Here is a 25,212-nt window from a genome sequence, read left to right as displayed (position 1 = left end):
CAATCAATACGGTTTCCTGCCGTCGCAGGAGATGGGGGCGGATTATACCACCTCTTGGCGGTGGCTCAATTGCGCAACCAGGGCGTCTAACGGTTGCGGCCGCCCAAACAGGTACCCTTGTGCATAATCGACCCCTATCGTCTTCAGGCATGCCAGAATCGCATCATCCTCAACAAATTCGGCCACCGTCTGCTTCCCCATCGTCTTTGCCAGTTCATTGATGGCTTTGACCATGGCGAAGTCCATCTCATCGTTGGCCATATCACGCACAAACATGCCATCAATCTTAATAATATCGACCGGCATGCGCTTCAGGTAACCAAATGACGATAAGCCCGATCCAAAGTCATCCAGTGAAATCCGACAGCCCAACGCCCGCAACTGACCAAACAGGCGAATGGCTTCACTCAAGTTGCCGATCGCCGCGGTTTCGGTGATTTCCAAACACAACTTATGGGTCGGCAAGCCCGACTGGCTGATCTGCGCCAGTAAAAATTGCACGAAGTCCCGATCCCCCATTGATTGCCCCGACAGGTTAATCGCACACATGTCGAGAGCATCCACCGCGTCAGGGTGCGCACATAACCAACTCACCACTTCAGTCACCACATAACGATCAATACGGTGGGCTAAATTATAGCGCTCAGCCGCCGGCATGAAGATCGCGGGTGATACCATCTCCCCATCTTCATTGCGAATACGCACTAAAATCTCATAATGATGACGCCCGCTGTGCGGAGTCAGTGGCGAAATTTGCTGGGCATAAATTTCCAAGCGCCGATCCGCCAAGGCACGGCGGATCAGGTTAACGCATTCCATTTCCAATTCTCGGCGGCGCAACTCTTCATCACCAGGGTGGTAGACATGCAGACGGTTACGCCCTTCATCTTTGGCGGCATAACAGGCTGTATCGGCCTGCGCATGTACCTGTTGCGCCGAGCCTGCGGTTTCATCAATCATCCGCAGGCCAATCGAGCCGCTAAAACTGAAACGGGTATTTTTCCAATAAAACTCGGAGGCTTCCAGTACCCTCAGCACCTCTCGGCCAAAAGCATCCGCCTCCGCCAAACTGTAATGCAAAAGGATCACGGCGAACTCATCCCCACCGAGGCGCGCTAAGGTCGCCGAGGCCGGCGTGATGTCTCGCAACAGCAATGCCACTTGCTTAAGGGCTTCATCACCGGCCTCATGCCCCGCCGTATCATTGATGATTTTGAACTGATCCAGATCGATATACAGCATCGCGTGCTGTGCCCCGTTATCACGCGCTTCCTGCGATGCTTGATCCAAATGTTGTTCAAAGTGGCTGCGGTTATACAGATCTGTCAAATCATCATGACAGGCTTGATGGGCCAAACGGGCTTCCAATGCATACGTAGCGGTAATGTCTTCCCCCACCAGCAGCACCTGACGATGTGGCCCCTGACGAAGGGTTTCGCGCACCCAGACCTGACGGCCATCGGCACAGCAATAACGCAGTTGACGTCGCCATACTCGCTGGTTAGTGCCCGTACTCGGCGTGGCCATAAATTGTGGTGGCAGGGTTTCGTCTTCGCCATAAAAACTGCTGATCTTATGCCCCAGCAATTCACGCTTACTGTACCCCAACAAATCCGCGGCAAACTGATTCACCGACTGGATGCGTGATTGGTGATCAACGGTCAGTAACATGACCGGTTGCTGCTCATACAGCAGACGGTAACTGATCTCGCGTTCACGTAATGTTTCTTCCATCTGATGGCGAGTGGTGACATCCCGCGCTTCAAACAAAAACTGCACACCGCTGTGCGTGGTCTCTGGCAACCGCTTGATGCCGACATCCAACATGCAGTGGCCGTCTTCATAACTTTGAATCTCCAGCTCCAGCCGCATCGACTGCTCTGACGTCACGGCCGAGAAGGCTTGATTCAAGGCCATCATGGCCTGCGTGTTCCAGCAATACCAACGCCACATCGGCCGATCGTATTTCAGTGCCGCGCGTCCGACCAACGCTTGCAAAGCCAAGTTACCGGACAACAGCTGGCCGTTTTCATCCAAAATACCGATGTACTGGAAACTTTGATCAAAGACACCTTCAAACAAGGCATGACTTTGCTGCAATCGCTGTTCGCCTTTGCGTAAACGGCGGATCACCATCACCAATATCACGATGACCCCCCCCATGATGGCAGACGCAACCACAAGGACCTGTACTTCACGCTGGTAACGCTGATACCACGAGAGCGACGGTGGCGCCTCGGCGGTGGCAAGGTGTGACACATCCATGTCCCAGCGCGCCACCATCGGCGCACTGAACAACGCCTTGCCGGTGGTATAGACATAATGTGGGAACTGGGGGATCTCACGACGAAACAGCGTGTTGAGTACCTGACCCACGGTAAATCCTTTTTCGTAGCCGCTGGTCATCACGCCCCCCACGACCCCATGTTCCAGCATATAGCTGAATGAGGCGTACACGGGGGCAGCCGCTTGTGCCGTTAACAGGGTTAAAAAGTCCCCACTTTCAAGAAAATTCCCTTGGCTGTCATGGAAGAAAGAGGCAAAGACAATCGCACTGTTGGCCGGCACGGTCGCCATGTGAGCCACGACGTCAGAAAAACGGCCTTGATCAACCCGGTGTATCGTTGGGGTCAAAGGGGTCGTTGCGATAAAGTCCTCGATATCCGCCCACAATGCCTGACCTGTAGTCGTGTGATCCGCGATCACATAAATATGTTCAAGATCAGGTTGAGCGGATAACGCCAAGGCAATATTGTCGGAGGGATCGGTCTGGTCCAAAATCCCAATGACCTTGCGGATGCGGACATGTTGCTCGGGAGAATAGTGATTGATCCCAACAAAGATAACGGGCGTGTCGCCAATCTCATCAGCCAATTGATTAAGCAGCCATAAAGCATGGTTATCGACGGCAACAATGGCACGGAAGCACTCATGCTCGAATTTAGCACGGTAAATTTCCACCAACGCCGCCAAAAATTCAGGCGACTGATAGCGCTTGCTGTCCATATAGTTCACATGCAAGGCGAGATCAGTGGGTGCAATCGCTTGTGTTAATCCCGTCTGCAACGAATCTGACCACTGCATGCCTCGATGATAAGACTGGATCACTAAAACATCATGGCAGGTTGTGGATGCCGACACAGGGGGAGACGCAGACAGCCACCCCGCCAATAAAAGAGAAAGAAGAAACCGCACCCTGCCACCTATATCCTGTTTAAAGAGTTTCTCGCCCGGCGCGCAGCAAAGACGGTTTTCCTTGTGGCAAGTGCCACAGCAGGAGCCAATCTGACTGATTTGTTTTAAGATAACCGGGGACGACGCAGTATATGCCACAATAAAACCAATACAAACAAAGGATTGCATCAACCGTGAACACACCAATCCGAATCGATGATTTAGATCGTGAGATCCTGAACGCCCTGATGAACGATGCCCGCACGCCGTATGCTGAAATGGCGAAACGCTTCCATGTCAGCCCAGCAACTGTGCATGTGCGCGTCGAAAAAATGCGTGCCGCCGCGATCATTACCGGCACCGAAGTGATCGTGAACCATAAACTGCTGGGCTATGACGTATGCTGCTTTATTGGCATCAACCTGAACGCCGCGCGCGACTACCATTCGGCACTGGCCAAGCTCAATGCGCTGGATGAAGTGGTCGAGGCCTACTACACCACCGGCGCTTACAATATTTTCGTCAAGCTGATGTGTAAATCGATTGAGGAACTGCAATATGTCCTGATCGATAAATTGCAGGCGATTGATGAAGTGCAGTCGACCGAAACCCTGATCTCTCTGCAAAACCCGATCAACCGTAATGTGAAGCCGTAAGGCGAGCACGACGTTACTGGTACACCGCGCACAAAAAAGCCGATATCACAAACAGTGACATCGGCTTTTTCATTCGACGGTTCAGGCAAACAGGTGCCTGATCATCCTATTCGCGAGTGAGGCTTAGTTACGCTTAGCGTCTTCCGCTAACCATTCCGCCACGACCTTGGCAAAGTAGGTCAACACGCCATCGGCACCGGCACGCTTGAAGCACAACAAGGACTCCACCACGGTCTCGCGCTCTTTCAGCCAACCATTTTGGATCGCTGCCATGTGCATCGCGTATTCGCCTGACACTTGGTAAGCAAACGTCGGCACTTTCAGTTCGGTTTTCACGCGACGTACCACGTCTAGGTACGGCATGCCCGGCTTCACCATCACCATGTCCGCGCCTTCATTGATGTCCATTGCCACTTCATGCAAGGCTTCATCGCTGTTCGCTGGATCCATTTGGTAGGTTTTCTTGTCGCCGCCTTTCAGGTTCGACGCCGAGCCGACCGCATCACGGAACGGGCCGTAATAGTTCGAGGCATATTTTGCTGAGTACGCCATGATTTGGGTATGGATATGCCCCGCCGCTTCCAACGCTTCACGGATCGCACCAATACGGCCATCCATCATGTCTGACGGTGCCACCACATCCACACCCGCTTCAGCATGAGACAAGGCTTGCTTGATCAAAATCTCTGTCGTGATGTCGTTCACCACATAACCGTCTTCATCAATGATGCCGTCTTGGCCATGTACCGTGTACGGGTCCAACGCCACATCCGTGATCACGCCCAATTCAGGCACGGCCGCTTTTAGCTGACGTACAGCACGCTGTACCAAACCATCCGGGTTATAAGCTTCTTCAGCCAACACCGTTTTCACGTCTTGAGAGACCACAGGGAACAGGGCAATCGCTGGGATACCCAGCTTGGCCAAATACGCCGCCTCTTCCAGCAGCAAATCTACAGATAGACGTTCGATACCCGGCATAGAGGCCACCGTTTCACGACGGTTTTCCCCTTCCAAAATAAACATCGGGTAGATCAAATCATTCACAGAGATCTGATTTTCAGCCATCAAACGGCGGCTAAAGTCATGCTTGCGCATACGACGCATGCGACGAGCTGGAAACGCGCCCTGAATAGAAACAGACACGGCATACTCCTTATATGGGATTAATCACTTTTCCCCCGATCATACCACTCCCGTTACTGGGCAGGGGATCCGAGATAAAAAAAAGCCTGGGTGGTGATGTAAGCATTCGCGGCCACCGCCTCTGCCGTTTGTCCGCGGCACACCGCTAACTCGGTGGCGATATGCGGTAAATACTGTGGTTCGTTACGGCTCGACTTCGGTTTGGGGCGCAGATTACGCGGTAATAAATACGGACAGTCGGTTTCAATCATCAAGCGATTGTCCGGGATCAAGCCAACGATCTCACGCAAATCCGTGCCTCGACGTTCATCGCACACCCAACCGGTAATGCCGATGTGCAAATCTAACGCCAAGCAATCCCGCAATTCGGCTTCGGTGCCGGTAAAGCAATGCAGCACCGCCGCGGGCAGCTTATCGCGCCAAGGCGCCAAGATCGCCATGAACCGTTCATGGGCATCACGGCAATGCATAAACACGGGTAAATGCAGCTCAGCGGCGAGGGCCAATTGTGCTTCAAATACGGCTTCTTGTTGTGGACGAGGTGAAAAATCGCGGTTGAAATCCAAGCCACATTCGCCAATCGCCACCACTTCAGGGTGGGCGGCAAGCGCGCGGATCGCGGGGAGGGTTAAATCGTCCACCGACTTAGCATCGTGCGGGTGCACGCCAGCGGTGCTGTAGCAATAACCCGGCCACTGCAGGGCCATCGCCAATGCTTGTTGGCTTTCCGCAATACTGGTGCCGGTCACGATCATGCCGTGTACGCCGGCCGCTTGGGCGCGAAAAACAACATCTTCCCGATCTTTGTCAAAACGGCTGTTGGTGAGGTTTACCCCGATATCAATCATCGTGTCGCCTTTGTCATTACTGTCATCGACTTACACGGTAATCAACTCGGGGTCATTTAGCCAGCACCAACCGGTGCTGGCGGGCAGAGAGGCGATCACAACGCGACACGGTATGCCGCGTCGTGATTAGCCTTTGTAAATTTTCGGATTAAACACATCCCGTAACCAGTCACCCAGCAGGTTGATCACCAATACCAACGAGATCAATACCAAGCCAGGGAACGCGGTGATCCACCACGAGCCCGAGAAAATATAGTTAAATCCAATGCTGATCAGCGATCCCAGTGACGGTTGATCCACCGGCAGACCCAGCCCCAAGAAGGACAACGCCGCTTCCGACATGATGGCATTCGCCACCTGCACGGTAGAGATCACCAAAATCGGTGACAGGCAGTTCGGCAGAATATGGCGGAACATAATGCGCGGCGCTTTAAACCCCATGACTCGCGCGGCTTCCACGTACTCTTTTTTCTTCTCAGCCAAGACCGAGGCGCGCACCGTTCGGGCATACTGCGGCCATTCGGCCACCCCGATGATCACCACCAGCATCACCACCGCGTATTGGGCAAACATTTCTGCGCCCAACGCGGTACGGAAAATCGCTGACACGATAATCGCCACCATCATGGTCGAGAACGACAACTGCACATCCGCAAAGCGCATCAAGAAACTGTCGATACGGCCACCGAAATAACCGGCACTCAGGCCGATCACCACGCCCAACAGCAACTGCAAACTCACGGCTAACAGACCGATGGTCAGCGACAGACGCGAGCCGTATAAGATGGTCGAGAAAATATCGCGGCCCTGATCGTCAGTACCCAACCAAAAACGGCTATCGCCCTCTTCCAGCCACGACGGCGGTAATTCCGCATCCATAATATCGATGGTCGAGAGATCATACGGGTTAGTTGGCGCCAGCAAGGGTGAGAAGACCGCCCCCAACACAAACACCAAAAACACCGCAAAGCTGACCATCGCCACTTTGTCTTTCAAAAAATAGTAGAGAAAATCGGATTCTTTAAAGCGTGTCCAACGGCTTGGCGCAATCATTGCCTTATCCATGCGTTATGCTCCCTTGCCCGTCAAGTCAACCGTTGGATTCACCAACCCGTACAGCAAATCGACCACCGTATTGGTCACGACAAATATCAGTCCAACAAAAATTACATAGGCAGTGATCAGCGGGGTATCCACCCGGTTGATCGCCTCTAGGAACAAAAAGCCCGTCCCCGGCCACTGAAACACGGTCTCGGTCAAAATGGTGTAGGCCACCATGGTGCCGATCTGCACCCCTCCGACGGTCAGTACCGGCAACAAGGTATTTTTCAGCGCATGCTGGTAATAGATTTTGTTCATCGCCAACCCTTTGGCTTTGGCGAATTTGATGTATTCCGAGCTCAATACTTCCAGCATTTCAGCCCGCACCAAACGAATAAACAGCGGCAGCATGATGGATGCCAACGCGATACACGGCAGCACCAAGTGACGCAATCCATCTACCGTGAAGAAGCCGGACTCCCAGCCCAGCACATTGGCGGTTTCCCCTCGCCCGTAGGATGGCAACCACCCCAACTCAATGGAAAACACATACATCAGCATAATGGCGGTCAAAAACACCGGGATAGAAATGCCGATACTGCTCAACGCCATCACAGTTTTGGTAAAGAAACTGTGGGGATGAATGGCGGAATAGACCCCGAGCGGGATCGACACCAACACAATGATAATACTGGCGCCTAACACCAGCTCTAACGTCGCCACCAGCTTATCGAGGATCACCTCGGTCGCGGGGCGCTTGAAGAAATATGAGGTACCCAGATCGCCTTGCAGCGCATTGCCGACAAAGCGCTGGTATTTAACAATAAACGGGTCGTTAAGACCCAGCTCATCGCGAAGTGCTTGACGTTCAGCTTCTGATACCGACTGTCCGACCAGCTCGCGCAGCGGATCACCCAGATTATCCTGAATGGCAAACGCCACCAGACTGATCACAAACATCACTATCAGTGCCTGAAACAGGCGCTTGACCAGAAACGTAAACATTCCCTGCCCCTTCTTTATGCATTTTTAGCGCGTGCCACCCCCGTTATTGCGGCGCTGGCACGCTATTCCATTGCTTAATCGACGACGAGGTCGCCAAAGTATGGCATCACCATCGGGTTCACGATCTCGGCGGCATGCACGTTAGATTTCGCGCCCCACGCTTCACTCTGCCAATGCAGCGGAACAAACGCCGCATCGTCATACAAGATGCGTTCTACATCTTTAAGCATCTGCGCGCGCTTGGCCGGATCGGTTTCCTTGTTAGACTGCTCCACTAACGCATCCACTTTCGGGTTGGAATAGTAGCCACAGTTGTACTGACCTTTACCGGTTTTGGCATCACGGGTCATGGTCAGGAACTCGGTCAAGTTAGCCGAATCTTCCGTATCGGAATGCCAACCAATCATCAGCATGTCTGCGGCACACAGATCAAACTCTGGCCAGTATTGGGCTTTTGGCAGGGTCTTCAGATCCACTTTAATCCCAATTTTAGACAGCATCGCGGCAGCCGCTTGCGCCACTTTGGCATCATTCACGTAACGGTTGTTCGGGGCCAGCATCGTCAGCTTAAAGCCCTTCTCGTAACCCGCTTCTTTCATCAGTTGTTTGGCTTTCTTCACGTCATAACGCGGCACCAAGGCTTCATCGTAACCGGCATAACCGACAGGGCCTTGCTGGCCCGCCGTGGTCGCAAAGCCTTTCATGATTTTCTTCACGATGCCGTCATTGTTGATGGCGTGAACAATGGCCTGACGCACGCGCACATCTTTCAGCGCTTCATTGGACGTTTGGTTCATCTGGAAGGTGATCAAACGGGTGCCCGGCAAGGTCACCAGTTCAATGCCGTCAGATCCTTGCACTCGCTTGTGATCATTCGGCGCGACGGGATGGATCATATCCACCCCACCCGACAGCAACGCCGCAACACGGGTGGCATTTTCTTTGATCGGCACCAAGGTCAGCTTGTCTACGTTCCCTTTTGTTTCTTTGTCCCAGTAATCGGCAAAGCGTTCAAATTCCACTTTTACGCCTTGCTCACGCTCAGTCACGATAAACGGGCCTGTACCCGAAATGTTCGTGGAGGCAAATGAGTTACCGTGTTTCACCAAATCCGCTTTATCTTTTCCGTCAGCGGTTTTGCCGCTGTAAAATTGACTGTCCATCGGAAAGATGTACGTCGCGGTCTGAAGCACCAATGGGTACGGATACTTAGAAATCAATTCAACCGTGAAATCGTCCACCTTCTTCATATCAGAATACGGTTCAAAAATGGCTTTGAAGTCCGGGGAGCTTTTCAGGCGGTTGAAAGTCCACACCACGTCATCGGCGGTCATCGGGTTACCCGAATGGAAAGTCACACCTTGGCGCAAGGTGAAACGGTACGTGGTGTCATTTACACGTTCCCACGCTGTCGCCAAACGCGGTTCAAAGTCCAACGCTTGGGTGTAACGGACCAAAGGGTCCATCACCATGTGCGACAGTTGCAAAGTGCCCCCAGAGAGTTGCTCATGGGGATCTAACGACACCGGATCGGCATCATAAGCGACTTTGATATCGGCGGCGGCCGCACTAAAGCTCAGGCCGATGGCCATCATTGCAATGGCCAGCTTGGTCTTGAGGGTTTTCATTTTGCATAACTCCTTTATGCGGGGGAGGAAACTCCCTTGCTGTTGTATTTGCTTATTGTTGTTGTGTTTACTTATTGTGGTGTTGCGCCGCGCACAACCTGCGCGACGAAAAGCGGAATTAAGCGAGCTTCAATCCTTCCTGACTCATGCCTTTAAATTCGGGCATAAGCGAAATCAATTGTTGGCTATACGCATGGCGGGGCGCGGTGAACAACTGCTCGGTGTGCGCCACTTCCAACAAGGTGCCATTTTGCATCACACCAATGCGATCACACATCTGGCGGATCACCGGTAAGTCATGACTGATGAACAGCATGGTCAGGTTCAGTTCGTCTTGCAGATCTTTGAGTAGATTGAGGATTTGCGCCTGCACCGAGACATCCAGTGCCGAGGTTGGCTCATCACAAATCAACAAGCGAGGGCGGGTGGCCAACGCACGGGCGATAGAAATGCGCTGACGCTGGCCGCCGGAGAATTCATGGGGATATTTCAAACCGGCCGCACTGCCAAGGCCCACATGGTTGAGCAAGTCGTTCACGATTTGGCGGGTTTGGCTTTCGTTTTCCGTTAAGCGGTGAAAACGGATCGGCTCGGCGATAATGTCTGCCACCTTCATGCGCGGGTTCATCGAGGTGTATGGGTTTTGGAACACCATTTGCATCTGACGGCGCAAAGGGCGACGCTGCGCTTCATTCTTGAGGGCGGTCAGATCGATCCCTTCAAACACCACGCGGCCAGCATTCGGCGGGTACAGGCCGGCAATGACCCGGGCAATGGTCGATTTGCCTGAACCCGACTCGCCTACTAACCCAAAGGTTTCCCCTTCTTGAATCGAAAAGCTGACGTTATTCGATGCCTGCACGTATTCGCGGCGACTCGCAAAAAAAGAATCTTTGGTGATAAAACGGAGATCAACGTTTTCCACCTGTAACAAGGCCCCCTCATACGCGCGCTGATCTTCACGTTGGCCCAGCCAGTGGGTTTTAACATCCAGCGGCGGCGTGGTTTCAGCTTCTTCAATGTAGCTGACCAGAGGGAAACGCTTGAGTTTGATGTCAGAACGCGGCACCGCCGAGATCAAGCTCTGGGTGTAGGGGTGATTCGGACGACCCAGCACTTGCTCAGTGGTGCCGAGTTCGACCAAGTCTCCCCGATACATCACCGCCACGCGATCGGTCACGTTGGAGACAACCCCCATATCGTGCGTCACCAGCATGCAGCCAACATTTTTTTGCTGACACAAATCGCGGATCAAGGTGAGGATTTGATCTTGGATCGACACATCCAGTGCCGTGGTCGGTTCATCGGCAATGATCAGATCCGGCTCACCGGCCAGGGCAATCGCAATCACTACCCGCTGGCGCATCCCGCCAGAGAACTGATGCGGATATTGCTTGATACGCAATGCCGGTTGCGGGATCCCGACCTGCGTCATCAACGTCAGGGCGCGCTTGAGCGCCTCATCCTGACTGACGTGCAAATTGGTGACAATGGTTTCCGTGAGCTGCTGCTCGACAGTGAACAATGGATTAAGCGACGTCATTGGGTCTTGAAAAATAAACCCAATTTTTGACCCGCGCACCGAACGCATCTGCGCGGGTGTCAGCCCGGAGATCAGCGTGCCGTCTAAGTACACCTCCCCACTAGCCACATGTCCTGGCGGGCTTAACAGATCGATGATCCCGTTACCCACCGTGGATTTACCGGCGCCGGACTCACCGACCACCCCGACAATTTCACCACGTTCAATAGAAAACGAGAGTGATTTCACTGCCGCATGCACCCCATGCCGAGACGGGTATTCAATACGTAAGTTTTTTACTTCCAATAAAGCCATGACCAGACCCCAACTACGTGGCAGCATCCTGCCCTGTCTGAAAAACGAATCCTTTCAATCAGCATAACGCGCTGAATATTTGCAAGAGGAATAATCTGGCAAATATTTTACACAAAAGCAACATCTCATAGATAAAAACTGCCACTTTGCATAGATACCGAATAAATAATCACAGTTTGCTCGTCTCATCTCCATTCCTGAACGATCAAACAATAAGTGCCTTGTGGTGGTATCACGGTTTGAGGCAGTGAATAACGCTAGAAAATTGGTTATAAGCTATCACTTAAAAATGCCACACTTGCATAATCACGCAAAGTAATAACATTGAAAGTTAACAACTTTAAAACAACGCACTGCTTTTTTGGTATTTATGCTGCTTATATGATGAGAGCGTGATAAATCACGAACATTAAGACTGCCATGTTGAAAGTTTGCGGAAGATCACACTTTCAAATTGTGTAAAAAAACCACAACTACGGGGTGTTTTGGAGGAGAACGCACAGTCTGATGCAACACGGATAGGCCACTCATCCGCTTTCCATTCCTCATCTTCCCGCATATCCCCAATGCCGTTCAGAAAAATAACGACACCGCAGACATAAAAAAAAGCCCTCGTCTTTCGACAAGGGCTCGATAAAAAGAAGTCAGTCATAAAGGATTCGACGTGCAAGTCACGTTGACGCATGGCAACCTTTCATCCCTGATCTATTCACGTTATTAAGTGACAGAGACAACAAAGCCCCGACATAGTGACACGGACGGTCGTCGAGGCGCAGATATGAAAAAAGCCCCAGTCTTTCGACTGAGGCTTCTAAAAGTGGTCGGTGAAGAGGGATTCGAACCCCCGACCCTCTGGTCCCAAACCAGATGCGCTACCAAGCTGCGCTATTCACCGACGTTGCTTCAGCGTACTGAAGACTTTAATAATGGGGTGGCTAACGGGATTCGAACCCGCGACAACTGGAATCACAATCCAGGACTCTACCAACTGAGCTATAGCCACCACTGTATAAGTGGTCGGTGAAGAGGGATTCGAACCCCCGACCCTCTGGTCCCAAACCAGATGCGCTACCAAGCTGCGCTATTCACCGACTTAATTCTGTTGAGGTCTTTCACCTCTGACTACTGATGATAACATCAATACTCTTCAATATGGGGTGGCTAACGGGATTCGAACCCGCGACAACTGGAATCACAATCCAGGACTCTACCAACTGAGCTATAGCCACCAATGTTTCTTTCTTGCCAATATGTCCATTTGTTCCGGAATGGTGCACCCGAAAGGATTCGAACCTTCGACCTTTGGCTCCGGAGGCCAACGCTCTATCCAGCTGAGCTACGGGCGCATACCCTATCGGCGGAGGTGAATATTACGGATCCGACCCTCTTTCGTAAAGTGTTTTTTTTGATTTTTTTTTCGTTCGCTGTAAATATAAGCAAATAACTATTGATTCGTATCATACAAACACAGCCACCCGGTTTATCAAGCTGACAACTGCGGTTATAATCACGAAGATTTTACAATTTAAACATTATCCCAATAATCACAGCCTTGTTTCAACAGTTCCATCATAACCCATGACAAGACGACTGTGACAACGCACAAAAACAATCTGGAAGTGTAAGGTGAGCTCAATGGAATTATCTCTTCGACAACTCATGATAGCGGCTGTCGCCACCCTGACGCTGGCGGGCAGTGCCATGGCCGCCGATATGTCAGACGATGCTATCGCAGACCGTATCAAACCGGTGGGCTCGGTGTACCTAGAAGGCGATGCCCCTGCTATGCCGATTGTCGCCGCAGGACCACGCAGCGGTGACAAGGTGTATGGCACCTTCTGTGCTGCCTGCCATGGCACGGGTGTGATGGGCGCACCGAAAAAAGGCGATGCCACTGACTGGACGACCCGTTTAACCAAAGGCAATGCCGTTCTCGCCGAGCATGCCATCAACGGTTTCAATGCGATGCCAGCCAAGGGCTCCTGTATGGACTGTAGCGATGACGAAATCATTGCCGCCATTGACCACATGATTGAAGGGCTATAAGCGCGCTCTGTGGGCGACAAAGTCCAACAACACCCCACAAAAAAAGGGGGTGATCATCGATCACCCCCTTTTCTTTGCCAACCCGTCACAGTGAACCCGTCAGGCTAAAATCACGCTACTTCTTAAACATCGCGCGAATATTGGCAATGTGTGCTTGCCCTTTGTTCATGCGCTCTTGCGCCGTCACGGGCTTTTTGTCGGCTTCCCACTCTAAGTCATCTTGAGGCAACTCATACAAGAAACGGCTCGGTTCTGGCTTGAGCAGCTCGCCGTACTGACGACGCTCTTTACACAGCGTAAAGGTCAGCTCTTTCTGTGCACGGGTGATCCCCACGTACATCAAGCGACGCTCTTCCTCCACATTGTCTTCATCAACGCTGGTTTGGTGCGGCAAGATCCCTTCCTCGCTGCCAATCAGGTAGACATACGGGAACTCCAAGCCCTTAGAGGCATGCAAGGTCATCAACTGCACCTGATCCGCATCATCATCGTCTTCGCCGCGCTCCATCATGTCGCGCAGAGTCAAACGCTGAACGACTTCTTTCAGGGTTTTTACTTCCTGATCGTAGTTGTCACCTTCCAGGTCGGCGGTGATCCAACTATACAGATCGGACACGTTCTTCATTCGCATTTCTGCCGCTTTCGGGCTGGCAGAGGTTTCGTACAACCAATCTTCGTAATGAACATCACGCACCAACTGGCGCACGGCTTCCACGGTATCGCCACGCTCGGCATTGTCCGCCAACTCAACCACCCAACGGGTAAAGCGTTGCAGCGACTCCAATCCACGCCCTGACAAATGTTGCTCTAACCCCAGCTCAAAACTGGCAGCAAACAAACTTTTTCCGCGCATATTGGCATAGGTACCCAGCTTCTCCAGTGTCACCGGGCCAATCTCACGGCGTGGCGTGTTCACAATGCGCAAGAAGGCGTTATCGTCATCTTGGTTAGTCAGCAGGCGCAAGTACGCCATCATGTCTTTGATTTCGACCCGAGAGAAAAACGACGTGCCACCGGAAATCTTGTACGGGATCCGGTTTTGCAACAGGGCTTTTTCAAACAAACGCGACTGGTGATTACCACGATACAAGATCGCATAATCTTTGTATTGAGTATTATTCATGAAGCGATGGGCGATCAGTTCACCGACCACTTTCTCCGCCTCATGTTCTTCATTTTTCGCCGTGATCACTTTCAGCATTTCACCGTCAGGGATCTCCGAAAACAGCGCTTTTTCAAACAGGTGGGGGTTGTTGGCAATCAAGATATTCGCGGTGCGCAAAATACGGCTGGTCGAACGGTAGTTCTGCTCCAGCTTGATCACGCGTAGATTGGGGAAGTCTTTGTTCAACAAGGCCAAATTCTCTGGCTGCGCCCCACGCCAAGAGTAAATAGACTGGTCATCATCCCCTACCACGGTAAAGCGTGAACGCTCACCCACCAGCAGTTTCACAAACAGATATTGGCTGGTATTGGTATCTTGATATTCATCCACCAACAAGTAGCGGATTTTGTTTTGCCAGCGATCGCGTACTTCTTGGTTATCACGCAGCAGCAATACCGGCATCAGGATCAAGTCATCAAAATCCAGGGCGTTATACGCCTTCATCTGACGCTGGTACATCTCATAGCAATGGGCAAACAACGCATCGCGTTCACTGCTCGCTTGGGCCGCGGCATCTGCTGGCCCCACCATGTCGTTCTTCCAATTGGAAATACTCGACATCAACATTTTGAGCAGATCTTTATCGCCGTCCAATTCTTCTTCGGTCAGCTCTTTAAGCAGCGCCATCTGATCTTGGTCGTCAAACAGTGAAAAACTGGCTTTCAACCCCAGATGCTTATATTCCCGTCGAATGATATTCAGCCCCAAGGTGTGGAAGGTCGAGACCATCAGCCCTTTGGCTTCTTGCTTACCCAAGGTTTGTCCGACACGCTCTTTCATCTCGCGCGCGGCCTTGTTGGTAAAGGTCAACGCCGCAATATTGCGCGCCTTATAGTCACAACGCTGAACCAAGTAAGCGATTTTATTGGTGATGACTCGGGTCTTCCCCGAGCCTGCGCCCGCGAGGACGAGACAAGGACCTGCGATATATTTTACCGCTTCGTTTTGCCTTGGGTTCAGTTTCATGCGTGTATCCTGTGTTGTTCTGGGGGCCTTCAGGCGCATTGTAGCGGGTTATTCCGCGTTGTCTATGCAGCACACTCACGCGCGGGTAAGCCTTTGAGGAATAAAAAGTCTTGCACTCATATCATGACGCCTTAGAATAATGAATGAACGTTCATTCACACCTTTTATGACAGAAACTCTTATGAGTGACAAAAAGACACTGATTTTAAGTGCAACAGAAAAACTACTCGCAAGATACGGATTTCATGGTATTTCCATGCAAATGGTAGCAAAAGAGGCCGGCGTGGCGGCGGGCACGATTTATCGCTATTTCGATGACAAAGATGATTTGATGTATCAGTTGCATCATCACATTTTGTCGTACGTCGCGAATAAAATCAGTCAAAACGTCTCCGATGACATGCCGCTGAAATGTCGATTTCGCACGATGTGGCGCAACCTCTGGGACATGGCCACGCAGGAAGGTGCCCCTCTGCTCACACGTGGGCAGTTTGAGAGCCTTCCTCGTGGCGATAGTCCAGAACAACGACAACAAGAAAAGCACCTTTTCGCCAAAGTTGATCGTGTCTTTGATGAGGGCAAGGCCTTGGGCCTGTTCAAACCCTTAGATAACGACATCTTGAGTGCATTAAGCCTAGAGCCCAGTGCCTGCTTGGCTCGAAAGCATGTTAACGGCATTTACACAGTCACAGATGACGCCCTTGAGGCGGCCATTGATGCCTGTTGGGACGCCATTCTTAAGCATTAATTTTTAAAACGGAGCATACCCATCGATGAAAAAATGGATTGTGATGCTACTCATCGCGCTACTGCTATTTGGTAGTGTGGTCGGTTTCAATCTCTTCAAACAGCAAAAAATCGCCGAATACATGGCGAACATGCCGGAACCTGAATATCCAGTGACGGTCATTAAAGCGCAAGCCAACGACTGGATCCCAGCCATTGAAGCGATCGGCTTCATTGAACCAAACCAAGGCGTAACGATCACCACCGAAGTCTCGGGCGTGATAAAAACGATCGACTTTGATTCGGGTACCACGGTGAAAGCCGGCCAAGAGCTCTTGTCACTCGACTCTGACGTAGAACAGGCCAACTTACGCAGTGCACAGGCACGCTTACCGGCCGCCAAAGCCAAATATGAGCGTTACCGTGGTCTGTACAAGAAAGGCTCTATCTCGAAAGAAGCCTACGATGATGCTGAAGCCTCTTACTTCTCTCTGTCTGCCGATCTTGAGAGCTTAAAAGCGACCATTGAACGCCGTACTATCCAAGCACCGTTCAATGGTGTGGTGGGTCTGCGTAACGTGTTCTTGGGTCAGTACATCCAGCCGGGTACCGATGTGGTGCGTTTGGAAGATACTACCTTGATGAAGCTGCGCTTTACCGTGCCACAAACCGATATCACGGATATTCGTTTAGGCCAAGACGTGGAAATCTTTGTCGATGCTTACCCTGAAACGCCGTTCAGCGGCAAGATCAGCGCGATTGAACCGGCCGTGAGCTACCAGAGTGGCTTGGTGCAGGTACAAGCGGATATTCCGAACAACGATGGTCAGCTACGTAGCGGGATGTTTGCCCGTGCGCACATCATTCTGCCGACCCTTGACGATCAAATCATCCTGCCACAAACCGCCATCACCTACACCTTGTACGGCGACAATGTTTACGTCACTTACCAAGATGAAGACGGTCACCTACGCGTGAAACAGTCGGTGGTCAACGTCGGTGAACGTAAAGGCAGTGATGCACACATCCTCAGCGGTGTACAAGCGGGTGATACGGTGGTGACCTCAGGGCAAGTACGTCTGAGCAACCATGCCAAAGTGAAGGTTGTTGAAAGCGATACGCTCAATGCCCCAGCACAAACCCCAATGCTGTAATTCGGAGGAGAGATGCGCTTTACTGATGTTTTCATCAAACGTCCTGTCTTAGCGATATCGATCAGCTTTTTGATCGCGCTCCTCGGCCTGCAAGCCATTTTTAAAATGCAGGTGCGAGAATATCCAGACATGACCAACACCGTTGTGACGGTGACAACCAGCTACTACGGTGCCAGTGCCGATCTGATCCAGGGCTTCATTACGCAGCCGCTAGAACAAGCCATCGCGCAGGCCGACAATATTGACTTTATGACGTCGTCGTCGGTTTTGGGTTCATCCACCATCACTGTGACGATGAAGCTCAATACCGATCCGAATGCGGCCTTGGCCGATATTCTGGCCAAAACCAACTCTGTACGTTCTCAGCTGCCAAAAGAAGCCGAAGATCCGACGGTTACCATGTCGACCGGCTCCACCACGGCGGTCATGTACATCGGCTTTACCAGTGATGAATTGGCGTCAAGCCAGATCACGGATTACCTAGAACGTGTGATTAACCCACAGCTGTTCACGGTAAACGGGGTATCCAAAGTCGATCTGTATGGCGGCATGAAGTACGCCCTGCGCGTGTGGTTAGATCCGGCCAAAATGGCGGCGTATAACCTCATGGCCATGGACGTTATGAACGTGTTGAACGTCAATAACTACCAGTCAGCCACCGGTCAGGCGACAGGCGAGTTCGTGGTGTATAACGGCACGGCAGACACACAGGTCACCAATACCGATGAGCTAGAACGCTTGGTGGTGTCGACCCAAAACGGTCAGGTGATCCGCCTTGGCGACATTGCCAAAGTGACACTAGAAAAGAGCCACGATGTGTACCGTGCTTCGGCCAATGGTGAAGAGGCGGTCGTTGCTGCCATCAACGCCGCGCCAAGTGCGAACCCCATCAACATCGCGGCCGATGTCTACACGCTGTTGCCAGAACTGGAACGCAACCTGCCAAGTAACATCAAAATGAACATCATGTATGACTCCACGATTGCGATCAACGAGTCCATCCATGAAGTGATCAAGACCATCGCTGAAGCCGCCATCATCGTATTGGTGGTGATCACGCTGTTCTTGGGCTCGTTCCGCGCCGTTATCATTCCAATTGTGACCATTCCTTTGTCACTGATCGGGGTGGCAATGGTCATGCAGGTGTTTGGTTTCTCTTGGAACCTGATGACCTTGCTGGCGATGGTATTGGCCATCGGCTTGGTAGTCGATGATGCCATCGTGGTCTTGGAAAACGTGGATCGCCACCTCAAAGAAGGCGAGTCCCCATTCCGTGCGGCCATTATTGGTACCCGTGAAATTGCCGTTCCGGTTATTGCCATGACCCTAACGCTGGGTGCGGTATACGCCCCTATCGCAATGATGGGTGGGATCACCGGCTCCTTGTTCAAGGAATTTGCGCTGACGCTGGCAGGTGCCGTGTTTGTATCGGGGATCATCGCCCTGACGCTGTCTCCAATGATGTGTTCAAAAATGCTGAAGGCGAACGAAAAGCCAAGCAAATTTGAAACTACGGTACACAGCTTCTTGGATCGCATGACTAACCGTTATGAAAAGATGCTGGGTGGCGTCATGAAGATGCGCCCGGTGGTGATTGTGTTTGCCATCATCGTCTTCGGTACCTTGCCATTGCTGTTCAAGTTCATCCCAAGTGAACTGGCGCCCTCGGAAGATAAAGGCGTGTTGGTACTGATGGGTACCGCACCGTCCAATGCGAACCTCGATTACATCGAGAACACCATGGACAAGGTGAATGGCATGTTGGCCGATCAACCTGAAGTGGCGTTTGCACAGGTCTTCTCTGGTGTGCCTAGCTCGAACCAAGCCTTTGGTATCGCGTCGATGGTGCCGTGGAGTGAGCGTGAAGCCAGTCAGGCTGATGTCGTGAAGCGTGTAACGGAGTTGGTCAAGGACGTGCCAGAAATGGCTGTAACGGCCTTCCAAATGCCAGAACTGCCGGGTGCGGGTTCAGGCCTGCCAATCCAGTTCGTCATCACCACACCAAACAGCTTTGAAAGCTTGTTCCAGATCAGTAGCGATATTTTGGCCAAGGTGAAAAACAACGCCATGTTCGTCTACTCAGATCTCGATCTTAACTATGATTCGGCCACGATGAAAATCAAGATCGACAAGGACAAGGCTGGGGCTTATGGCGTGACCATGCAAGACATCGGTATTACCTTGAGTACCATGATGGCGGACGGTTATGTCAACCGTATCGATCTCAATGGCCGCTCTTACGAGGTAATCCCACAAGTCGAGCGTAAGTACCGCCTGAACCCTGAATCACTGAAAGGCTACTATGTGCGTGCCGCGGATGGCAATGCGATTCCGCTGGGCAGCCTAGTGACTATTGATGTGGTATCTGAACCTCGTTCTCTGCCGCACTTCAACCAGCTTAACTCTGCCACCGTGGGGGCAGTTCCAGCGCCGGGTGTCGCAATGGGTGATGCGATCAATTGGTTCCAAAGTGACGCAGTGAGTATGCTGCCATCGGGTTATCAGTACGACTTCATGGGCGCCTCGCGTCAGTTCGTGACCGAAGGTAATGCGCTGTACACCACCTTTGCTTTGGCATTGGCGATCATCTTCTTGGTGCTGGCGATTCAGTTTGAATCACTGCGTGACCCATTGGTGATCTTGGTATCGGTACCACTGGCCATCTGTGGTGCATTGATTGCGCTGGCATGGGGTGCCGCGACCATGAACATCTATTCACAGGTCGGCTTGATCACGCTGATTGGTTTGATCACCAAGCACGGTATCTTGATTTGTGAAGTGGCCAAGGAAGAGCAGTTGCTGCACAAGAAAGATCGCATGGCGGCCGTGATGGAAGCGGCGAAGATCCGTCTACGTCCTATCCTGATGACGACCGCCGCGATGATTGCCGGCCTGATCCCGCTGCTTTACGCCACCGGTGCCGGTGCCGCGCAGCGTTTCAGTATCGGTATTGTTATCGTGGCCGGTCTGGCGATCGGTACCCTCTTTACCTTGTTCGTGCTGCCAGTGATTTACACCTATCTGGCCAGCATCCATAAACCGCTCCCGGTTTTTGTGGAAGATAAAGACCTGGAAAAGCTGAAGCGTGCCGATGAAGCACGCCATGCATTGAAAGGAGCCCGCGAGCACTGAGTGTTCAACGACTGATTGAAGAGGCCGCCCTGTGCGGCCTCTTTTTTTGGTATAATCTTCAACGACAATACGGATATCTTTGAATAAAATAACGGCAACAATAAGATGCCGCTACGGAGTTTACAAAACCATGTTTGATCCAAAAAAACTAGAGCAGGTTGCCAAGCAAATCCACGACGCGATGCCGCAACCCGTGAAAGAGCTCGGCAATGATGTCGAACAAAAAGTGCGCCAAGTGATCCAAGCCCAATTGGGTAAAATGGATGTGGTGAACCGCGAAGAGTTTGACGTGCAAACGCAAGTGCTATTGCGCACGCGCCAGAAGCTGACGGCCCTTGAGCAGAAAATGGATGCGCTAGAAAGCCGTTTGAATGCAGATGCATCTGACAAGCAAGACTGATCGCTCAACACACTGCAAGACATACAAAAAAGCCCAGCGATATGCTGGGCTTTTTTTCATTCGATTTTCATACTGATAACGTCAGTATCCAAGGCATTAGCCACCAACGGCGATGCGTTGCATGTCTGTCATGTAACCACGTAGCTCTTGACCGATCCACTCAACCGGATGGTTACGGATCGCTTCATTCACTTCAATCAGCTTCTGGTTATCTGCAAAGTTTGTGGCATCACTCAGCCCTTTACCGATCACATCGGTACCGACTTTCGGCATAAACTGCTCACGAAGCATAGGGGTCGCCACGTTAGCAAACAGGTAGTTACCGTATTCTGCCGTATCTGAAATCACCACGTTCATTTCATACAAACGCTTACGAGCAACCGTATTGGCAATCAATGGCAATTCATGCAGTGACTCGTAATACGCCGACTCTTCAACAATGCCAGATGCCGTCATGGCTTCAAATGCCAATTCAACACCAGCACGCACCATCGCAACCATCAAGATACCGTTATCAAAGTATTCTTGCTCTGAAATCTGAATATCGTTGTCTGGGTAGTTCTCAAACGCCGTTTCCGCCGTTTCACCACGCCAACCCAATAGGTTCACATCGTCGTTTGCCCAATCGGCCATCATTGTACGTGAGAACTCACCTTGAATGATGTCGTCCATGTGCTTGTTGTACAGCGGACGCATCAGATCTTTTAGCTCTTCAGACAAGTCAAACGCTTGGATTTTCGCTGGGTTAGACAGACGATCCATCATGTGTGTGACCCCACCAAACTTCAATGCTTCGGTGATGGTTTCCCAACCAAACTGCAGCAGTTTACCGGCGTAAGCAGGCTCAATGCCATCGGCAATCATCTTCTCGTAACACACGATGGAACCGGCTTGTAGCATGCCACACAGGATCGTTTGCTCACCCATGAGATCCGACTTCACTTCCGCCACAAACGAAGACTCGAGTACACCCGCACGGTGACCACCGGTCGCGGCGGCCCACGCTTTCGCGATCTCAAGGCCATCGCCTTGTGGGTCATTTTCTGGGTGAACAGCGATCAATGTTGGGACACCAAAGCCACGCTTATACTCTTCACGGACTTCGGTACCCGGACACTTCGGTGCAACCATCACAACCGTCAAATCAGGACGTACTTGCATGCCTTCTTCAACAATGTTGAAGCCGTGTGAGTAGCCCAGTGCTGCGCCTTGTTTCATCAATGGCATCACGGTCTGTACGACATTGGTGTGCTGCTTATCGGGAGTCAGGTTTACCACCAAATCCGCGTGCGGGATCAGTGCTTCATAGCTGCCCACTTCAAACCCATTTTCTTTCGCGTTCTTGTACGACTGGCGCTGCTCATCAATCGCAGCCTGACGTAGTGCGTACGCCACATCCAAGCCAGAGTCACGCATATTCAGGCCTTGGTTTAGACCCTGCGCCCCACAACCAACAATGACAACCTTCTTGCCTTTGAGGTAATCCGCTTCTGTCGCAAACTCAGCGCGATCCATAAAACGACAGCGACCCAATTGGTCAAGCTGCTGGCGAAGATTAAGGGTATTGAAATAATTAGCCATAACAACAAACTCCGTGAATTCTGTTCCTTGAACGACATGACTTGTCGAATAAACTGATAGTAATTCACCCACCTTGTTGCGCAAAGTGATATATTCACAACAAGAAATTGCGTTTTTTGCAACATGGACGTACTACCGTGAACACAAAATATTTGCAGCTATTCATCCACCTATGTGACAGTAAGAGTTTTGCCAAAACCGCATCGGCGATGCACATCAGTCCCTCCGCGCTCAGTCGGCAGATCCAAAAATTAGAGCAGGAAGCGGGACAAAAACTGTTACTGCGCGATAATCGAAGCGTGGAACTCACCCCTGCCGGCAGAACACTGCTGCCTATCGCTCTGAATATTTTGTCAGAATGGCAGCAGTACCAAAATTTATTCAACGAAAAAAGCAATGAGCTCAGTGGCGAGCTGCGTTTGTTTTGTTCCGTCACGGCCAGTTATAGCCACCTGCCCGATCTCTTGTCTGAATTTCGCCTCCGCCATCCATTGATAGAACTAAAAGTATCAACGGGCGATCCCGCACAAGCCATCAACACAGTGGTATCCAACGATGCCGACATCGCAATATCCGCCCTGCCGGAACATCTGCCCGCCAAAGTGGCGTTTGAGCCGATCAGTGATATTCCCCTGTCTGTCATCGCCCCGACCAGCCCTTGTCTTTTTACTGAAGAGTTGCATAGCAGCACACCCAATTGGGCATCCATCCCTTTTATTGTCCCAGCCGCCGGCACCGCCAGAGAGCGCACCAATACCTGGTTCAAGAAGATGAAAATCAAACCCACTATCTACGCACAGGTGTCCGGGCATGAAGCGATTGTCAGCATGGTGGCATTAGGGTGTGGCGTGGGCATCGCCCCCGATGTCGTTATCAACAACAGTCCAGTAAGGGAAAAAATTGAACGCCTAAAAGTCGCGCCGGTTAAGCCTTTTGAATTGGGTTTATGCTGTCTACGCCACCAACTCGATAATCCGTTAGTTAAAGCACTTTGGGAAGTCGCCGAAGGGGTATGGGTATAGAACGTCATAGCCTACGTGGTACAAGGATAAGGCTGCACTATCAGCTATAGAGGCTAACCAACAGAACTACCACTTCGACTCAACTAACTATAGTAATGAAGATATTGCGCAGGGAAAAATGCGCATAGCAAGGCGGCTATTGCTGGAACTAGTGGGCTAATTTCAAAATGGCCAACGTGGCTATAAGCATTTTTGACGTAAGCGGGTGTTCCCACCCACCTAGTTATTGGACAGGCGTATTGCTATAAGGCAAGAGATCACTGGCATCACACCCTGCTTCTCTCTGTGGGAGCTCTGTCAGGACATGACGCCGATATGCATAAGGCTCCACGCCGGTGGCGACCGGACGGATATCACGCTCGACTCGGTTGTTGTCTATCGGGTATTCGCCATCATCAACGTATTTTTCAAGGTAGACCCATTGTTTGAGCGCGTAACTCACCGCCTTTCCCATTGGACTCTGGGGAAGTAGTTTGGCTGCTGCCTTATTCAGCCAGTCGTGGAAGGCTCCAAGTATAGGAATACTTTCTTTTTGCCTCATGGCGTGCCTTTCGGCTGCCGACAAGGACAGGGCTTTCTTTTCGATAGCATACAACTTTTGGATATAACTCAGTGCCTGCTTGGCTTGGCCCGATTTTTTCGGGCTTAAGTCGAGTGCATCCTTGAACTTACGTCGGGCATGAGCCCAACAACCAAGATGGGTCATATTGTCTAGCATCCGCCAAGCTGAATAGCCATCAGTCATGATAGTACCTGCGTAACCATCAAGGAAAACCTTGGGGTAAGTATGTACCCGGCCCGGCTGGTATTCGAACAGCACTACCGGTGTAAGGCTATGTTCGGGGCTGGAGTAAGCCCAGAGATATGATTTACTTTGGGCTTTCTTGTCAGGTTCTTTCAATACTTGAAGTGTGGTTTCATCACCATGGATAACCGATTCGTTGAGCAACGCCCTGCGCATGGCTTGGTAAATCGGTGCAGTGATCATGATAAGCACTTGATGAGTTGCGGCAACAGTGTGATTGCCGATGCATCATTGATTGAGAGCCGGTAACCATTGGGCGTTTCAATCACCAAAGCAGTCAAAGATGACGGCATCGAAAGGGGTACCACGACACTGTCAGGCTCATGCACAGAAGACGTGAGTTTTTTCTGCCAATAATAAAACTGCGACTGGGCGATTTGGTTCTGCTCACTCCTGGTAGCAATGGTCAAACTGCTTTCCTTGTGGTTTTGTCAGCGCTCATTCCAGAGGGCATTTTTTTCTTCACGAGTCATGATGTAGCTCCGTTAATGAGGGAGCTATATCAATACCAAGTATTCATGGATAACAGAATGTGGGGTTAATTAGGCGCTTACCACTTAAACACTGAACAGAGCCCATTTTTAACAAGCAACAGACGTAAAAAAGCCCGAATCTTTCGACTCGGGCTTAGTATAAGTGGCGGAGCGGACGGGACTCGAACCCGCGACCCCCGGCGTGACAGGCCGGTATTCTAACCAACTGAACTACCGCTCCACACGGAGATAAAGATTTCTCTTTATCCGACACCTGTCGTTCAGAACAAGTATCTTAAATTTGAAGCCTGGCGATGTCCTACTCTCACATGGGGAGACCCCACACTACCATCGGCGCTGTTACGTTTCACTACTGAGTTCGGCATGGGATCAGGTGGGTCCATAAC

17 protein-coding genes, 6 tRNA genes, 1 rRNA gene and 1 pseudogene are annotated in these 25,212 nt (G+C 51.4%); 7 read left to right on the top strand and 18 right to left on the bottom strand.

Annotated features, from left to right (window positions below):
• Window positions 1-42 precede the first annotated feature (42 nt).
• Entirely contained in the window at window positions 43-3,195 is a 3,153-nt protein-coding gene (locus tag L4C36_RS09445) for an EAL domain-containing protein (protein WP_428477551.1), read from the bottom strand.
• A 173-nt stretch (window positions 3,196-3,368) separates the two neighbouring features.
• On the opposite strand from L4C36_RS09445, the gene asnC reads away from it, so the two are divergent.
• Entirely contained in the window at window positions 3,369-3,830 is a 462-nt protein-coding gene (asnC, locus tag L4C36_RS09440) for a transcriptional regulator AsnC (RefSeq protein ID WP_428477550.1), read from the top strand.
• 123 nt (window positions 3,831-3,953) lie between these two features.
• Here asnC and hemB read toward each other — a convergent pair whose 3' ends face one another.
• The 11 genes from hemB to L4C36_RS09385 all read right to left on the bottom strand — a co-directional run bounded on the left by hemB (window position 3,954) and on the right by L4C36_RS09385 (window position 12,681).
• Entirely contained in the window at window positions 3,954-4,976 is a 1,023-nt protein-coding gene (gene hemB, locus L4C36_RS09435; protein ID WP_428477549.1) for a porphobilinogen synthase, read from the bottom strand.
• A 53-nt stretch (window positions 4,977-5,029) separates the two neighbouring features.
• Entirely contained in the window at window positions 5,030-5,824 is a 795-nt protein-coding gene (gene tatD, locus L4C36_RS09430; RefSeq protein ID WP_428477548.1) for a 3'-5' ssDNA/RNA exonuclease TatD, read from the bottom strand.
• 126 nt (window positions 5,825-5,950) lie between these two features.
• On the bottom strand, window positions 5,951-6,889 hold the full coding sequence (locus tag L4C36_RS09425) for an ABC transporter permease (RefSeq protein WP_428477547.1): 939 nt from the start codon (window positions 6,887-6,889) through the stop codon (window positions 5,951-5,953).
• A gap of 3 nt (window positions 6,890-6,892) precedes the next feature.
• On the bottom strand, window positions 6,893-7,870 hold the full coding sequence (locus L4C36_RS09420; RefSeq protein WP_428477546.1) for an ABC transporter permease: 978 nt from the start codon (window positions 7,868-7,870) through the stop codon (window positions 6,893-6,895).
• A 74-nt stretch (window positions 7,871-7,944) separates the two neighbouring features.
• Window positions 7,945-9,498: an ABC transporter substrate-binding protein gene (locus tag L4C36_RS09415; RefSeq protein ID WP_428477545.1), complete on the bottom strand. Its 1,554-nt coding sequence runs from the start codon at window positions 9,496-9,498 to the stop codon at window positions 7,945-7,947.
• Between the two features lie 118 nt (window positions 9,499-9,616).
• Entirely contained in the window at window positions 9,617-11,335 is a 1,719-nt protein-coding gene (locus L4C36_RS09410) for a dipeptide ABC transporter ATP-binding protein (protein ID WP_428477544.1), read from the bottom strand.
• Window positions 11,336-12,153: 818 nt separating this feature from the next.
• Window positions 12,154-12,230 (bottom strand) — tRNA-Pro (locus tag L4C36_RS09405).
• A 32-nt stretch (window positions 12,231-12,262) separates the two neighbouring features.
• Window positions 12,263-12,338, bottom strand: a tRNA-His gene (locus L4C36_RS09400).
• Window positions 12,339-12,349: 11 nt separating this feature from the next.
• A tRNA-Pro gene (locus L4C36_RS09395) sits at window positions 12,350-12,426 on the bottom strand.
• Window positions 12,427-12,488: 62 nt separating this feature from the next.
• Window positions 12,489-12,564: transfer RNA gene (locus L4C36_RS09390), tRNA-His, on the bottom strand.
• 40 nt (window positions 12,565-12,604) lie between these two features.
• A tRNA-Arg gene (locus tag L4C36_RS09385) sits at window positions 12,605-12,681 on the bottom strand.
• Window positions 12,682-12,970: 289 nt separating this feature from the next.
• Between L4C36_RS09385 and L4C36_RS09380 the strand changes: the two genes are divergently transcribed.
• Entirely contained in the window at window positions 12,971-13,381 is a 411-nt protein-coding gene (locus L4C36_RS09380) for a c-type cytochrome (RefSeq protein WP_428477543.1), read from the top strand.
• A 115-nt stretch (window positions 13,382-13,496) separates the two neighbouring features.
• Here L4C36_RS09380 and rep read toward each other — a convergent pair whose 3' ends face one another.
• A complete protein-coding gene (gene rep / locus L4C36_RS09375; protein WP_428477542.1) occupies window positions 13,497-15,512 on the bottom strand; it encodes a DNA helicase Rep in 2,016 nt (671 codons plus the stop codon).
• A 181-nt stretch (window positions 15,513-15,693) separates the two neighbouring features.
• Here rep and L4C36_RS09370 point away from each other — a divergent pair, with 181 nt between their 5' ends.
• From L4C36_RS09370 to ubiK, 4 genes are all read left to right on the top strand, one after another.
• A complete protein-coding gene (locus L4C36_RS09370; protein ID WP_428477541.1) occupies window positions 15,694-16,260 on the top strand; it encodes a TetR/AcrR family transcriptional regulator in 567 nt (188 codons plus the stop codon).
• Window positions 16,261-16,285: 25 nt separating this feature from the next.
• The gene (locus L4C36_RS09365) at window positions 16,286-17,392 is read left to right on the top strand and encodes an efflux RND transporter periplasmic adaptor subunit (protein WP_428477540.1); all 1,107 of its coding nucleotides are present in this window, start codon (window positions 16,286-16,288) and stop codon (window positions 17,390-17,392) included.
• A gap of 12 nt (window positions 17,393-17,404) precedes the next feature.
• Complete coding sequence (locus L4C36_RS09360) at window positions 17,405-20,524, top strand: multidrug efflux RND transporter permease subunit (RefSeq protein ID WP_428477539.1); 3,120 nt, start codon at window positions 17,405-17,407, stop codon at window positions 20,522-20,524.
• A 130-nt stretch (window positions 20,525-20,654) separates the two neighbouring features.
• Entirely contained in the window at window positions 20,655-20,924 is a 270-nt protein-coding gene (ubiK, locus tag L4C36_RS09355; RefSeq protein WP_428477538.1) for a ubiquinone biosynthesis accessory factor UbiK, read from the top strand.
• Window positions 20,925-21,020: 96 nt separating this feature from the next.
• On the opposite strand, the gene ilvC is transcribed toward ubiK, so the two are convergent.
• Complete coding sequence (ilvC, locus tag L4C36_RS09350) at window positions 21,021-22,505, bottom strand: ketol-acid reductoisomerase (RefSeq protein WP_428477537.1); 1,485 nt, start codon at window positions 22,503-22,505, stop codon at window positions 21,021-21,023.
• Window positions 22,506-22,642: 137 nt separating this feature from the next.
• On the opposite strand from ilvC, the gene ilvY reads away from it, so the two are divergent.
• A complete protein-coding gene (ilvY, locus tag L4C36_RS09345) occupies window positions 22,643-23,527 on the top strand; it encodes an HTH-type transcriptional activator IlvY (RefSeq protein ID WP_428477536.1) in 885 nt (294 codons plus the stop codon).
• A gap of 223 nt (window positions 23,528-23,750) precedes the next feature.
• Here ilvY and tnpC read toward each other — a convergent pair whose 3' ends face one another.
• From tnpC to rrf, 4 genes and pseudogenes are all read right to left on the bottom strand, one after another.
• Entirely contained in the window at window positions 23,751-24,515 is a 765-nt protein-coding gene (tnpC, locus tag L4C36_RS09340; RefSeq protein ID WP_428477535.1) for an IS66 family transposase, read from the bottom strand.
• Window positions 24,512-24,748, bottom strand: a pseudogene (gene tnpA, locus L4C36_RS09335) (IS66 family insertion sequence element accessory protein TnpA); the annotation flags it as partial. The gene tnpC and the pseudogene tnpA, both read right to left, overlap by 4 nt.
• A 221-nt stretch (window positions 24,749-24,969) precedes the next feature.
• Window positions 24,970-25,046 (bottom strand) — tRNA-Asp (locus L4C36_RS09330).
• Between the two features lie 65 nt (window positions 25,047-25,111).
• Window positions 25,112-25,212, bottom strand: a 5S ribosomal RNA gene (rrf, locus tag L4C36_RS09325); the annotation flags it as partial.

Origin of the sequence: Photobacterium japonica (genome assembly GCF_050337005.1) — a bacterium.
Lineage (GTDB): Bacteria > Pseudomonadota > Gammaproteobacteria > Enterobacterales > Vibrionaceae > Photobacterium > Photobacterium japonica.
This window is presented reverse-complemented; position numbering and strand designations above follow the sequence as displayed.